The following is a 12,814-nucleotide window of genomic DNA, read 5'->3' as shown; positions in this document are numbered from 1 at the left end:
GGGGGCATGTCGGCAGATCCGGCAAGAAGCGGCTCTGGATCAGGAATCCAGCACGCGAACCTCGCCGCGCGCCAGGCCGTCGAGGGTCCACGATCCGACCCGGTAGCGCACCAGACGCAGGGTCGGGTGACCCACTGCTGCGGTCATCCGGCGCACCTGGCGATTGCGCCCCTCGCGCAGGGTGATGGCCAGCCAGCGGGTCGGGATATGGCGGCGGAAACGCACCGGCGGATCACGCTCCGGAAGATCCGGTGGATCCATACGCTCCACCTTCGCCGGGCGCGTGAGGCCATCCTTCAGCTCGACGCCCTCGCGCAGGGCAGCGAGCGCGGCATCGTCGGGCTCGCCCTCGACCTGGACCCAGTAGGTCTTGCTGGTCTTGTGGCGTGGCTGAGTCAGGCGGGCATTCAGGCGGCCGTCGTCGGTCAGGACCATCAGGCCCTCGCTGTCGCGATCCAGGCGTCCGGCCGGGTAGACGCCGGGGATTTCGATGTAGTCGGCCAGCGTCGGCCGCCCCTCGGGGTCGGTGAACTGCGGCAGCACACCCCAGGGCTTGTGGAACAGGACAATCCGGGCCATGAACGGCGCGTCAGTCGCAGCGCAGGGTGACGCGCTCGGCGAAGTAGCGACCGAGGTCGTAATCGACGCTGGCGCCATAGTCCAGCGCCATCGCGCGCGCCACCATGGCCGGATCCGGGCGCGGACGCTCGAGCTGCGTCTGGCAGGTCGCATCCACCAGGCCGGAGGCATCGACAATGCGCGTGCCGTGCGGCTCCTGGTGCAGAATCTCGATGAAATACGTCGGGTCGTAGACCTTGTACTCCAGCGGCGCGACGGCGGGATCCACGGGGGTCTCCAGCTCCAGCCGGAAGCGGAAGTGCAGCAGCCCGTCCTCCATAGCCATGCGCGGTTCCGCGGCGGCGGCGATGCCGATCGCGTCGTCCGCCACCTGCAGATGGCTGTACCAGCGGTACTCGTCGAGGTTGTCCAGGATCTCGCGGGCCAGCCCCTGCAGGCGCGCCTCCGGGGTATCCCCCGGCTGATGCTCCTGGGCATCGTCGTGGAGGTATTGCCCGTAGGTCGGATCGAAGCGCCAGTGGTGGAGCATGTGGGTGATCTGCCCCGTGGCGTCGCGCTCGAAGCTGACGCGCAGGTCGATCCACGCATGCGGGTGGGCCTGCGCAGCGGCCGGCAGCAACAACGCCATCAGGATCAGGATCGCGGGGAATGTGCGGCTTGCGGTCATGCAGTCTGTCTCGTATCGGCGCCGGCCCAGGCATTGGCGGCGGCCAGCAGCGGTGCATGATAGGTTGGGGTCACCCCCAGATCCCGGAGCCAGACCGCTGCATCCGGGTCGGGGCCCCGGGGCAGCATCTGGTTGACTGCCGGCAGCCCCGGGATCCGGTCGGCGAGACCCGTCAGCCGGCGCGCACGGCGCAGGCGATCGGCCGCCCCGGCGATGGCCGCGGCGACCGCCGGGGCACGGCGGATATTGCAGCGGGCAACCGCCGCCGGGTCCGCCAGGACGGTGTCGAGGTCGCGCAGCCGGCGCAGGATGCGCGCGGCGCTTTTCGGGCCGACCCCATCGATCCCCGGAATGTTGTCGCTGGCGTCCCCGGCCAGCGCCAGCATGTCCGCGACCTGTTCCGGCCGAATGCGGAAGCGCTTCTCGATCGCGCGGCGATCCAGGTCGGTGCCGCGTTCCGGGTCATGCAGCCGGTCCGCATCACCCAGAATGACCTGGGTCAGATCCTTGTCCGCACTCTTCACGTCGATGCGATACCCGGCCGCGCGGCCGGAGCGGGCCAGACTGGCGATCAGGTCATCGGCCTCGTATTCCGGGTCGGCCAGGGTCGTGAAACCGAGCCTTCCCAGAAGCTCGCGGATCCGTTCGAACTGCTCGCGCAGCTCCGGCGGTGCCGGCGGGCGATGGGCCTTGTAGGCCGGATCGATGCGGTGACGAAAGCCCCGGCGCAGCCCGGTGTCGAGGCAGAACGCCACGGGCCCCGGAGCGCAGGCCGGCAACCACTGACAGAGCGAATGGACCAGGCCGTGCAGCGCGCCGCCCGGGCGGCCCTGCGGGTCGGGATCCAGGCCGCGCGCGAACCAGGCACGGAAGACGAAGATGCTGCTGTCGATCAGCGTCAGGGTCGGCCGTGGCACATCCGGGACCGGCGCGGATTCAGGCGAGGCGTTCAAGGTCCTTCCGCACCCCGGCGATCGACTGGTCGAAGGCGGCGCGCTCCGCGGCATTCAGGTCCAGCTCGATCGCCCGCTCCATGCCGCCCTGACCCAGAATGCAGGGCACGCCCATGGCAACATCGCGCTCGCCGTACTCGCCGTCCAGCAGCGCAACGGTGGGCAGCACCCGGCGCCGGTCCAGGGCGATCGCCTCGACCATCTCGGCGATGGCCGCGGCCGGGGCGCCGTAGGCGCTGGAGGTCTGTTTCAGGGCGAGGATCTCGGCCCCGCCGTGGCGGGTGCGCTCGACGATGTTGTCCAGCGCGGCCTGATCCATGAAGTGATGCAGCGGCACCCCGTTGACCGAGGAATAGCGCAGCATCGGGACCATCGCATCGCCATGGCCGCCCAGTACCAGCGCCTGGATGTCGTGGGTGGACAACCCGGTCTCCAGCGCAATGAAGGCGGCCATGCGCGAGGTATCCAGCACCCCGGCCTGGCCGAATATCCGGTCGCGGCTCCAGCCGGTCTTCTGCCAGGCGCGGTAGGTCAGCACGTCCACCGGGTTGGAGACCACCAGGATGCGGCTCTGCGGGGCATGGACCAGGATGTCCTGCAGGATCAGGTCGAGGATCTCGACGTTCTTGTCCAGCACGTCGGAGCGCGACATGCCGGGCTTGCGCGGCAACCCGGCCGTGATGATCACCAGTTCGGCACCGGCGATCACCGAGGGCTCGTGGCTGCCGCTCAGCCGGGTGTCGAAGCGCAGCAGCGGGGCGGTCTCCTGGATATCCAGGGCAGCACCAGCCGCCGCGCCCTCGCGCACATCCAGCAACGCGATCTCGCGGGCGACATCACGCCGCGCAAGGAACTGGGCGGTGGATTCACCGACGCGCCCGGCGCCGACGATGGCGATCTTCTGCATGCGCTGCTCCTCCTCTGCGGTTGGGGCGGGCTACAGGCGGGCGACCCCGCTGTCGCGGGCAGCCTGACTGATCGCCTGTGGCACGGTATCGATCAGGCGCGGATCGAACGGGGTCGGCAGGATGTAGTGCGGGCCGAACTCGAGCGCATCCCGCCCGTAGGCATCCAGCACGGACTGCGGTACCGGCTCGCGGGCCAGCCCGGCGAGCGCGTGGACCGCCGCGACCAGCATCTCGTCGTTGATGGTCCGCGCGCGCACATCCAGCGCGCCGCGGAAGATGAACGGGAAGCCGAGCACGTTGTTCACCTGATTCGGGTAGTCCGAGCGCCCGGTGGCCATGATCAGATCGTCACGGGTCTCGTGCGCAAGCTCCGGGCGGATCTCCGGGTCCGGGTTGGACAGCGCGAAGACCACCGGCTTCGGCGCCATGGACCGCAGCATCTCCGGGGTCAGCAGGTCCGGACCGGACAGGCCGATGAAGACATCGGCGTCACGGCAGGCATCCGCCAGGCTGCGCGCCTCGGTGTCCACCGCGAAGATCTGCTTGTACTCGTTCAGGTCGTCGCGCTGGCTGTGGATCACGCCCTTGCGATCCACCATGTACAGGTTCTTCTTGGCCGCGCCCAGGCGGACCAGCAACTGCATGGAGGCGATCCCGGCGGCGCCCGCGCCGACGCAGACGATCTTCGCCTCACTGAGCTTCTTGCCCTGGATCTCCAGCGCGTTGACCAGGCCGGCCGCGGTGATGATCGCAGTGCCGTGCTGATCATCGTGGAAGACCGGGATGTCCAGGCGCTCGGACAGACGACGCTCGATCTCGAAGCAGTGCGGCGCCGCGATATCCTCGAGGTTGATGCCGCCGAACCCGCCGGCGATGCGCGCGACGGTGTTGATGAAGTCCTCCGGCTGCGGGGCGTCCACCTCGATATCGAACACGTCGATATTGGCGAAGGTCTTGAACAGCACGCCCTTGCCCTCCATCACCGGCTTGGAGGCCAGGGCACCGACGTTACCCAGCCCCAGCACGGCGGTCCCGTCGGTGATCACCGCGACCAGATTGCCCTTGCCGGTATAGCGATAGGCCAGCTCCGGATCCTCGGCGATCGCGCGCACCGGCGCGGCGACACCCGGCGAGTAGGCCAGGGAGAGGTCGTCCTGGGTCGCCGTGGGCTTGGTGACCTGGATGGCCAGTTTTCCGGCCGGCTGCTGTTCGTGGTACTCCAGCGCGCGCTGATTGAAATCCTTGGACATGGTGTAGCGGGGCCTTTTTTCGATCGGGAACAAATAAACGGCGTGCCGCCCGGCGCGAGTCCGGGCGACGGGAGAGATCCTTCAGTTGACCGGGTGCGTGGGGACGCGGCTGTTGCGCGCCTCTTCGTACAGTGGCCGGAAGCGATCGGCCATCCGGGTGAGGTCACGCTGGCGCGATTCCGGCGCCGGGTGGGTACTGAGGAAGACCGGGTGGCGCCCGTTGGACTGGGCCGCCATCTTGCGCCACAGGCTCGCCGCGGCGTCGGGGTTATAACCCGCGCGGGCCGCCAGCTCCATACCGATCTCGTCGGCCTCGGCCTCCATCGCGCGACTGTGCGGCAGCTGGACCGCCAGTGCCGCGCCCAGCGCCGCCCCGGTCAGGGCAATCTGCGAACGATCCCCCGTCATGGCGTAGCCGGCAACCGCCATGTTGCTGGCCAGCGCCACCGACATCTTCTCCGCGGTGTGGGCCGACAGCGCATGGGCGATCTCGTGCCCGATGATCTGGGCCAGTTCGTCGTCGGTCAGCTCCAGCTGCTCGATGATGCCCGAGTAGATCGCCATCTTGCCGCCCGCCATGGCGAACGCGTTGATGGTGTCCGGGGCCTCGATGACCACGATCTCCCAGTCCCAGTCCGCGGTCTCGGAGCGGTACTTCACGGCCTGGGCGACGACCTTTTCGGTAATGCCATGCACTCGCGCGGTCATCTCGGGGTCGGCATTGATCCGGCCTTCCTCCCGTGCCGGTGCCAGCATCTCCACGTAGGCGGTACGCGAGGCACTGATGGCCTGGCTCTCGGAGACCAGCATCAGCTGCGAGCGACCGGTCACCGGGTTGGTGGTGCACCCGGGGATCGCCACCGCAAGGCCACCGGCAACCAGCACCGCCAGGAGCAGAGAGCCCAGGCGACCGCGGACCGGCCGCCACGACTTGGGAAACGCACGCATTATTCCAGCACCTCGCTAGTCCTCTACCTCGAGATCGAGCGGATGCCGAATGCGCATCCGGAGTCGGTCTCTCCAAGGATACACCTGACCGCGCGCGACCACCGCCTCACCGATCAAGGATTCGGGATCCAGCTCGGGCCAATGATCGCGGTCATCCCCGCGGATCAGCAAATCCAGGGGGCCCTCCAGCACCAGCACCCAGTGGCGCCCGGTCGCGCGCACCGCGGTCACCTCGGCCATCACCCGCAGCCGGCCCTGACGCAGCGCGCCATCCAGCGGGTCCAGTACCCGGGCGGGCATGGCCGCCGGGCGCTCCAGCCACAGCCCCCGTTCTGCGGCTCGCGCCTCGGCCTCGGCCGCGTACAGGCAGGCATCCAGCGGCACCGGTCGCGGCCCCGGCCGCGGCATCGCCGCGCCCGCCGCGATCAGATCCGCCGCCAGCAAGGCGCCATCTTCACTCCAGGCATGCATGCGCGGGGTACCTCCCGGGTCCCGCGCGGGGTCCGCGGGGCGCAGCTTCAGGCGCTGCCCCGCCGCAGCCAGGCGGGTTTCAAGGGCTTCACGTATTCCCTCATGCAGGCGCAGATCGCGCAGCGGAGTCAAGGCCTCCGGCAACGGGGCGGCCGGGGCCAGACCGATCAGGCGGATCGTCCGCCCATCGGCCAGGTGCAACCGGTCGAACCCCACGACACGCTCGACCTCGACCTCCTGCAACCCGCGCCGGTCCTGATCCGCCAGCCGGCACTCCGCCGCAGCCATTCCGGCCAGCAGCAGGAGCACGGCCCCCACAACGCAGACGAGGGCGCCCCGCAGGACGCCCTCGTCGGTTCGGACACGGCCCGCCATCGCGGTCACGCACCCGGTCGCGTTGCGCGCCTGACGGCGCGCCGCGGCTTCAGAATGCGAAGCGGCGGTTGAACTTGTCGACCTGGCCGGCGGTATCAACGATCTTCTGCTTGCCGGTGTAGAACGGGTGGCACTGCGAGCACACGTCCACATGCATCTCGTCGCCGGAGGCGAGAGTGGAGCGGGTCTCGAACTGCGTACCGCAGCTGCAGATAACCTTGACGTTGTGGTAGTTCGGATGGATGTCGGCTTTCATGGTCGGCTCACGCAGGTTCTGGCGAAAAGTCCAATAGGATAGCCGGCTCCGGGCCTTCAGCGCAAGACCGGTTTACGGTGCCATTTGGGCAGGGCATTTGAAATCCAGGCGGCAACCCCCTGAATGGCCACGTGGTTTTGCCCACCGGACAACCTGTGGATAACTTTGTGGACGAATTGTCGCACCCGGAACGAGACGCTCGCGGGACGTCAAGGGGCGCCGCCACCGATGAGACAAAAAACCCCCGCAACACCTTGATCTCAATTGTTTTACTCTCCGAAAACCACCACGACCCGGCGTCCCTGACGGAGACAGGCGTACCCGCTCGGACTGCGGAGACGGCTGTGCATAAAGCCGCGGTCCGCCCTCATCGCCCTGGCGAGTCCGGGACAATCGCCGTGTAGATGGCAGAGTAATCCGCGTCCGCCAGGCCCTGGGCCTGCGCCCGATCCAGCAGATCCGCCAGCAACGGCAACCATGGACCCACCAGATGGGCATCCTCGACCGCCTGCTCGGTCAGGCGCACATCCTTCAGCAAGTGCTTGACCGGAAAATTGGCCGTGCCGAAGTCGCCGGAGACCATCTTGCCCAGCTTCTTGTCGAAGGTCGGGGCGTACAGGGCGCTGTCACGCAGGATGTCCATGAAGGTATCCACCTCCACGCCCTCGCGGCGCACCAGCCCCAGACTCAGGGAAAACGCGGCGGTCAGGCTGGCGATCAGCTGGTTGAAGGCGAGCTTCAGGGCCGCGCCCTGGCCCACTGGGCCGACATGTCGCGGGGTCTCGCCCAGAGCCGCCAGCACCGGCTGCGCCCGAGCAAAGTCCGTGTCGCTGTCGGCTCCCGCCATGATCAGCAGCCGGCCGTCGCGCGCCTCCGGTATGGAGCCCAGTACCGGCGCCTCGAGATAGCATGCCCCGGCGGCCCGCACCCGCTGTGCCAGGGCGCGACTTTCGGCCGGCAGAATGGTCGCCATCTGGATCACGCAGCGCCCATCCAGCGCCCCGTCCGGCAGGTCGTCGAGCACCGCGCCAATGGCGCCGGCATCGCTGAGCATCAGCACCAGCACATCGGCCTCCGCGACGGCCGCGGCGGGGGCGTTGTGGACGGTGACCCCCTCGGCCGCCAGATCGCTCGCGCGAGCGACCGTGCGGTTGTAGGCCACCACGGGAAATCCGGCCTGCAAAAGACGCAGGCCCATGGGTTGCCCCATGAGCCCGCATCCCAGCAGCGCCACTCGGGACGCAGTCATGCTGACCCCCTACTTGATCTTGTCGTCCAGATCATCCGTGTACCCGAGCAGGGTATGCGGCGGCGGGGCCTCCTTCTGGTACTTGCTCGGCGTGACCGCCTCGGTCTGGTGCAAGCTTCGCCACAGGCCGATCACCATGATCAGCATGATGACCGAGAACGGCAGACCGACACTGATCGCGGCCGCCTGCAGCGCGGCCAGTCCGCCCGCCAGCAGCAGGATGGAGGCGACCACCCCTTCGAGGATGGCCCAGTACACGCGCTGGGTGACGGTCGGGTTACGCACGTCGCCGGAGGCCAGGGTGTCGATGACCAGCGAACCGGAGTCCGAGGAGGTCACGAAGAACGTCACGATCAGCAGCGTCGCCGCCGCCATCACCGCCACGGCCAGCCAGTCGAAGAGCGGCAGGGCCTGGAGGGTGACAAACAGCGCGGTGGACACGTTTTCCGAAACGGCGCCGGCCAGGTCCGCAACGCCGTCGAGCTCGTAGCTCATCGCGGTACCCCCGAACACGGCCAGCCAGACGAAGGCCGCGGCGGTCGGGGCCAGCAGCACCCCGGCGACGAACTCGCGAATGGTGCGCCCGCGCGAGACCCGCGCGATGAACATACCGACGTACGGGGCCCAGGAGATCCACCAGCCCCAGTAGAAGATGGTCCAGGAGGTGGCCCAGCCGGAGTCCTCGATGGTGTCGGCCCACAGGCTCATTTCAGGCAGGGACTGCACATAGACGCCGGTGCTTTCCACCAGCAGACGCAGGATGAACAGGGTCGGCCCCATCACCAGCAGCAGGGCGATCAGGATCGCCGCCAGGCCAATATTGAAGTTGGACAGGCGCTTGATGCCCTTGTCCACACCCAGCGCCACCGAGACGACGGCAATCAGGGTGATGATCGCGACCAGGACGATCTGCATGAAGGTGGATTCCTCGATCCCGAACACGAAGTTCAGGCCCGAGTTGATCTGCATGACGCCAAGGCCCAGCGAGGTGGCCACCCCGAACATGGTGCCGAACAGCGCTACCACGTCGACGAGATGTCCCCACGGACCATAGATCCGATCACCGATGAACGGGTACAGCGACGAGCGGATCAGCAGCGGGAGGTTGTGGCGGTAGGCGTAGTACGCCAGCGACAGGCCAACGACGATGTAGATCGCCCAGGCGTGCAGGCCCCAGTGGAAGAAGGTGTAGCGCATGGCCTCGGTGGCCGCCTCGGCACTCTCGCCCTCCGCATGTGGCGGGCTGAGGTAGTGGAACATCGGCTCGGCGATGCTCCAGAACAGCAGCCCGATCCCCATGCCCGCGGAGAACAGCATCGCGAACCACGCGGCGTAGCTGAAACGCGGGGTCTCGAACTGGTCGCCCAGGCGCACGCCGCCGTAGCGGCTGAACATCAGATACAGGGAAAAGACCAGGAATACCGTCACGACCAGCATGTAATACCAGCCGAGATACTCCCCGATGCCACTTTGGAGCTGCTCGAAGATCGCCTCGGCGCGATCCGGGAAGATGGCCCCGAAAGCCACGAAGGCTGCGATTATCAGGCTGGCGGTATAGAAGACCGGGCTGCAGATCACGCCAAAGCCGCCGAGGCGGGTTTGCGTCAGACCCGGGGTGGACTGCTCATCCATTCGGTTTCCCCTTTTGTTCCTGTGGCAAGCGCAAGACCGAGCGGTCCGGTTCCGGAGTTTTCCGGAAGCCGCGCGGGGAGGCGCCCGATGGGCGTTGTCGCGGTAGGTGGGACAGCATCACCGTAGCGAAAGACTCGCCGCACTGCAAAACCGCGACAGGCGTCACGGCCCGCGCTGCCTCACGCCTCGGCGCGGGTCGAATTCCGGGCCAGCAGCAGGGCCCGAGCCTGCCCGCCCTGGCGCTCGCGCTCGATCTGCCAGCCCCCCGCGGCGAGAAAGGCGAGATCCGCCTCGGACTCGAGCTCCACATAAACCCGGCTGTCGGCGTGCAGCCAGCCCTGCGCGAGCAGGGCCTCCAGCACCGGCGGGACATGCCCCTGCCCGAACGGCGGGTCCACCAGCACGAGATCGTAGGCAAGGCCCTCGGGGGGCGGGCCGGCCAGCAGGCGCCGGGCGTCATCCCGACGCACGCTGACCTGCCCGGCGCCCAGGGTCTCGCAGTTGGCCTGGAGCTGGGCCGCGGCGCGCGCATCGCGCTCGACCAGCAGCACCGCATCGGCCCCGCGCGAGGCCGCCTCCAGCCCCAGCGCCCCGGTTCCGGCGAACAGGTCCAGCACCCGTGCGCCCGGCAACCGGGGCTGCAGCCAGTTGAACACCGTCTCGCGCAGGGCATCGGCAGTCGGCCGCAGGCCGCCCACCGCAGGGACCGGCAGCCAGCGTCGCCGCCAGGCGCCGCCGATGATGCGGATGCGCGCCGGGCGCCCGGCGGGGGCCCGCCTACTCCTGCCCACCCACGATCACCGTGACCATCGCATCCGGGTTGATGCGCTCGCGCAGCCGGGCATTCAGTTCATCCAGCTCCACCGCCTCCATGCGCTCGATGTAGCGCTCCAGGTAGTCCAGCGGCAGGTCGTAGAAGGCCATCATCCCCAGCAATCCGACGATATCGCTGTTCGAGGCCAGCGACAGCGGGAAGCTGTTGACCACATTCTCGCGCGAGGCCTCGAGTTCTTCGGCATCGACCCCGTCGGCGTGCCAGCGCACGAGCGCCTCGCGCAGGGCGGTCACCGCCTCGTCCGCCTGGTCCACGCCGGTCTGCATCCCGATCCGGAAGGGGCCCTCGGCCGCCATCGGCTGCAGGCGACTGCTCACGGAATAGGCCAGACCTCGCTGGCTGCGGATCTCCCGAAACAGCCGCGAGGTAAAGCCGCCGCCCCCGAAGGCGTGATTGGCAAGCGTCAGGGCGTAATGATCCTCGTCGCCACGTCGCAGCGCCGGGGCGCCCATCAGGATATGGGCCTGCTCGGAGGGAAACTCGATACGCTCCTCCACCGGCTCGTCGCGCGGCTCCACGGCCGGCAGCGGCTCCGCCGCCGCGCCCTGCGGCAGCGCCGCGGAGATCCGGTCGGCCACCGCCTCAGCCTCCTCGCGCGTCAGGCCACCAGTGATCGCCAGGGCCCCGTTGCCGGTGGTGTAGAAGCGCTCATAGAACGCACGGGCATCCGCCGGCGCCAGGGCCTCCAGGGTCTCGCGCTTGCCGCCCGGCCAGTTGGCGTAGGGGTGGTCGCCATACATCAGTTCGTAGAAGCGCCGGCTGGCGACGCTGCCCGGGTCCTGGCGCTCGCGCTGCAGCCCCTGCAGGGCCTGGCGCCGGGCCCGCTCGAAGTCGGCCTCGGGGAAGGCCGGCGCGGCCAGCACGGCGGTCAGGGTCTCCACCGCGGTATTCATCCAGTCCGGCTCGGTCAGGCTGCGCAGGCTGACGATGGCCATGTCGCGCAGCGAATCGGTGCTGAATTGCGCGCCCACCGACTCGAAGCGCTCGGCCAGTTCGTCCGAATCCATCTCCTCCGTGCCGTGGCGCAGGGCGCTGCTGGTCAGCGAGGCCAGGCCGTGGTGGTCACCGTCGCGCGAGGCGCCGCCGTCGAACGTAAGACGCAGGTCGACCATCGGCAGGTCCGGCGCGGCCACATAGAGCACGCGCAGGCCCTCGTCGGTCTCCCACTGCTCGATCTCCACCGCCTGGGCCGGTAGCGCCAGCGCCAGCAGCCACACGAAGGCCGTCAGCCATCCCGCACGCATCATCTTGCCTCCCGTCATCACATGCCCCCCGCGGTTTCGCCATAGGGTTGCGCCGCACCCGGATCAGGCGGGTCTTCGCCATCCAGGGGCTGCGGGTCGAGGATTCCGACCGTGCGGCGCTGCGGCACCAGGTATTCGCGGGCCACGCGCTGCACGTCCTCGGCGGTGACCGCCCGCACGCGCTCGACGAAGCGATCGCCTTCCTGCCAGCCGACCCCGATGGTCTGCAGCATGCCCAGCTGGAAGGCCTGCGAGCGCACCGAATCGCGCTGGTACACCTCGGAGGCGATCACCCGCGCCTGCACCCGCTCGAGCTCGCTGTCGCTGACCGGCTCGTCCTTCAGGCGCTCCACCTGTTCCAGCAGGGCGGCCTCCAGCGTGTCGACGTCGGTATCCGCCGTGGGCACGGCCGCGATCAGGAACAGGTCATCCAGCCGGCTGAAGGGGCTGTAGCGGGCCGACGTCGCGCCGGCCAGCTCCTCGCCGCGCACGATCTCGCGGGCAAAGCGCGAGGCCTCGCCGGAATCGAGGATCCCGGCCGCCACCATCAGGGCATAGGCATCCACCGGATCCTCGACGGTGTTCAGCACCGGAGTCTTCCAGCCCATCATCAGGTAGGGGAGTTCGGCCGGGGCCTCCACCGTGATACGGCGCTCGCCCTTCTGCGGGGTCTCGCTGCGCGGCTTCGCCTCCGGCAGCTCCCCGGCGGGGATGTCGCCGAAGTGCTCGCGGGCGGCGTCGATCACCCGCTCGGCGTCGACATCGCCTACCACCACGACGACCGCGTTGTTGGGGTGGTAGTAGCGGTCGTACCACGCCTGGTTGTCCTCCAGGGTGTAGGCCTCGATGTCGCTCATCCAGCCGATCACCGGGTTGCCGTAGGGGTGGTTGAAGAACGCGGTGGCCATCAGCTGCTCGCGCAGCAGGGCGTTCGGCTGATCCTCCACCCGCAGGCGGCGCTCCTCCTGGACCACGCTCAGTTCCGGGCGGAACTCGTCTTCCTGCAGCTTGAGGTTCTGCATGCGTTCCGCCTCCATCGCCATCACCGTCTCCCAGTGATCGCGCCCGATCACCTGGAAGTAGCCGGTGTAGTCACGACCGGTAAAGGCGTTCTCGCGTCCGCCCAGGCGCGAGATGATGCGCGAGAATTCGCCCGGCTCGTAGCGTTCGGAGCCGCGGAACATCATATGTTCCAGCATGTGCGAGATCCCCGTCACACCGCTGTGCTCGTCGGCCGAGCCGACCCGGTACCAGACCATATTGGCCACGACCGGAGCCCTCCGGTCCTCCAGCACCAGCACCGTCAGCCCGTTGTCCAGCGTGGCCTCGACCACGTCCGATTCGATCTCCGGCGGCGCGGCCGACCCGACCGCCGGCCAGGCGCACACCAGCGCTGTAATGAGCACTGTGACCAGTTTTTTACCGCGCATGATTCATGAATCCTCGT

At 68.5% G+C, this 12,814-nt stretch carries 13 protein-coding genes; all 13 read right to left on the bottom strand.

The genetic code is table 11. From position 1 onward, the window contains the following. Positions 1–39: 39 nt before the first annotated feature. Positions 40–579, bottom strand: a complete 540-nt coding sequence (locus F793_RS0106625; RefSeq protein WP_018867776.1) for a pseudouridine synthase — start codon at positions 577–579, stop codon at positions 40–42. Positions 580–589: 10 nt separating this feature from the next. Further along, a complete protein-coding gene (locus F793_RS0106620) occupies positions 590–1,246 on the bottom strand; it encodes a DUF1007 family protein (RefSeq protein ID WP_018877215.1) in 657 nt (218 codons plus the stop codon). Further along, positions 1,243–2,199, bottom strand: a complete 957-nt coding sequence (locus F793_RS0106615) for a 5'-3' exonuclease H3TH domain-containing protein (RefSeq protein WP_018877214.1) — start codon at positions 2,197–2,199, stop codon at positions 1,243–1,245. The genes F793_RS0106620 and F793_RS0106615 overlap by 4 nt, the downstream gene beginning before the upstream one ends. Continuing rightward, complete coding sequence (gene mdh / locus F793_RS0106610) at positions 2,183–3,106, bottom strand: malate dehydrogenase (RefSeq protein ID WP_018867773.1); 924 nt, start codon at positions 3,104–3,106, stop codon at positions 2,183–2,185. Before mdh ends, F793_RS0106615 begins: the two co-directional genes overlap by 17 nt. A gap of 30 nt (positions 3,107–3,136) precedes the next feature. Then, positions 3,137–4,357, bottom strand: coding sequence for a malic enzyme-like NAD(P)-binding protein (locus F793_RS0106605; protein WP_018867772.1), 1,221 nt, complete (start codon positions 4,355–4,357; stop codon positions 3,137–3,139). Between the two features lie 81 nt (positions 4,358–4,438). Further along, on the bottom strand, positions 4,439–5,305 hold the full coding sequence (locus F793_RS0106600; protein ID WP_018867771.1) for a M48 family metallopeptidase: 867 nt from the start codon (positions 5,303–5,305) through the stop codon (positions 4,439–4,441). A gap of 15 nt (positions 5,306–5,320) precedes the next feature. Further along, positions 5,321–6,151: a hypothetical protein gene (locus F793_RS0106595; protein ID WP_018867770.1), complete on the bottom strand. Its 831-nt coding sequence runs from the start codon at positions 6,149–6,151 to the stop codon at positions 5,321–5,323. Between the two features lie 49 nt (positions 6,152–6,200). After that, positions 6,201–6,407: a 50S ribosomal protein L31 gene (gene rpmE / locus F793_RS0106590; RefSeq protein WP_018867769.1), complete on the bottom strand. Its 207-nt coding sequence runs from the start codon at positions 6,405–6,407 to the stop codon at positions 6,201–6,203. A 367-nt stretch (positions 6,408–6,774) separates the two neighbouring features. Next, positions 6,775–7,656 (bottom strand): NAD(P)-dependent oxidoreductase, encoded by an 882-nt coding sequence (locus tag F793_RS0106585; RefSeq protein WP_081618653.1) that lies wholly within the window; start codon positions 7,654–7,656, stop codon positions 6,775–6,777. A 9-nt stretch (positions 7,657–7,665) separates the two neighbouring features. Then, entirely contained in the window at positions 7,666–9,288 is a 1,623-nt protein-coding gene (locus F793_RS0106580; RefSeq protein ID WP_018867767.1) for a BCCT family transporter, read from the bottom strand. 179 nt (positions 9,289–9,467) lie between these two features. Further along, positions 9,468–10,079, bottom strand: coding sequence for a 16S rRNA (guanine(966)-N(2))-methyltransferase RsmD (gene rsmD / locus F793_RS0106575; RefSeq protein ID WP_018879344.1), 612 nt, complete (start codon positions 10,077–10,079; stop codon positions 9,468–9,470). Next, positions 10,066–11,370 carry a pitrilysin family protein gene (locus F793_RS0106570; RefSeq protein WP_018880889.1) on the bottom strand — a complete coding sequence of 435 codons (1,305 nt, stop codon included), beginning with the start codon at positions 11,368–11,370 and terminating at the stop codon, positions 10,066–10,068. The genes rsmD and F793_RS0106570 overlap by 14 nt, the downstream gene beginning before the upstream one ends. Before the next feature lie 14 nt (positions 11,371–11,384). Continuing rightward, positions 11,385–12,797 (bottom strand): pitrilysin family protein, encoded by a 1,413-nt coding sequence (locus F793_RS0106565; protein WP_026280266.1) that lies wholly within the window; start codon positions 12,795–12,797, stop codon positions 11,385–11,387. Between the last annotated feature and the right edge of the window lie 17 nt (positions 12,798–12,814).

This window comes from Thioalkalivibrio sp. ALE22 (assembly GCF_000381445.1).
GTDB lineage: Bacteria > Pseudomonadota > Gammaproteobacteria > Ectothiorhodospirales > Ectothiorhodospiraceae > Thioalkalivibrio.
Note: the sequence above shows the minus strand (reverse complement) of the source record. Positions and strands in the feature narration are given on the sequence as shown.

Bases quoted from the DNA above. Each gene is read 5' to 3' on its own strand.
- F793_RS0106625 (WP_018867776.1), bottom strand. From the start codon at position 579: ATGGCCCGGATTGTCCTGTTCCACAAGCCCTGGGGTGTGCTGCCGCAG.
- F793_RS0106620 (WP_018877215.1), bottom strand. From the start codon at position 1,246: ATGACCGCAAGCCGCACATTCCCCGCGATCCTGATCCTGATGGCGTTG.
- mdh (WP_018867773.1), bottom strand. From the start codon at position 3,106: ATGCAGAAGATCGCCATCGTCGGCGCCGGGCGCGTCGGTGAATCCACC.
- F793_RS0106605 (WP_018867772.1), bottom strand. From the start codon at position 4,357: ATGTCCAAGGATTTCAATCAGCGCGCGCTGGAGTACCACGAACAGCAG.
- F793_RS0106600 (WP_018867771.1), bottom strand. From the start codon at position 5,305: ATGCGTGCGTTTCCCAAGTCGTGGCGGCCGGTCCGCGGTCGCCTGGGC.
- F793_RS0106595 (WP_018867770.1), bottom strand. From the start codon at position 6,151: ATGGCGGGCCGTGTCCGAACCGACGAGGGCGTCCTGCGGGGCGCCCTC.
- rpmE (WP_018867769.1), bottom strand. From the start codon at position 6,407: ATGAAAGCCGACATCCATCCGAACTACCACAACGTCAAGGTTATCTGC.
- F793_RS0106585 (WP_081618653.1), bottom strand. From the start codon at position 7,656: ATGACTGCGTCCCGAGTGGCGCTGCTGGGATGCGGGCTCATGGGGCAA.
- F793_RS0106580 (WP_018867767.1), bottom strand. From the start codon at position 9,288: ATGGATGAGCAGTCCACCCCGGGTCTGACGCAAACCCGCCTCGGCGGC.
- F793_RS0106570 (WP_018880889.1), bottom strand. From the start codon at position 11,370: ATGATGCGTGCGGGATGGCTGACGGCCTTCGTGTGGCTGCTGGCGCTG.
- F793_RS0106565 (WP_026280266.1), bottom strand. From the start codon at position 12,797: ATGCGCGGTAAAAAACTGGTCACAGTGCTCATTACAGCGCTGGTGTGC.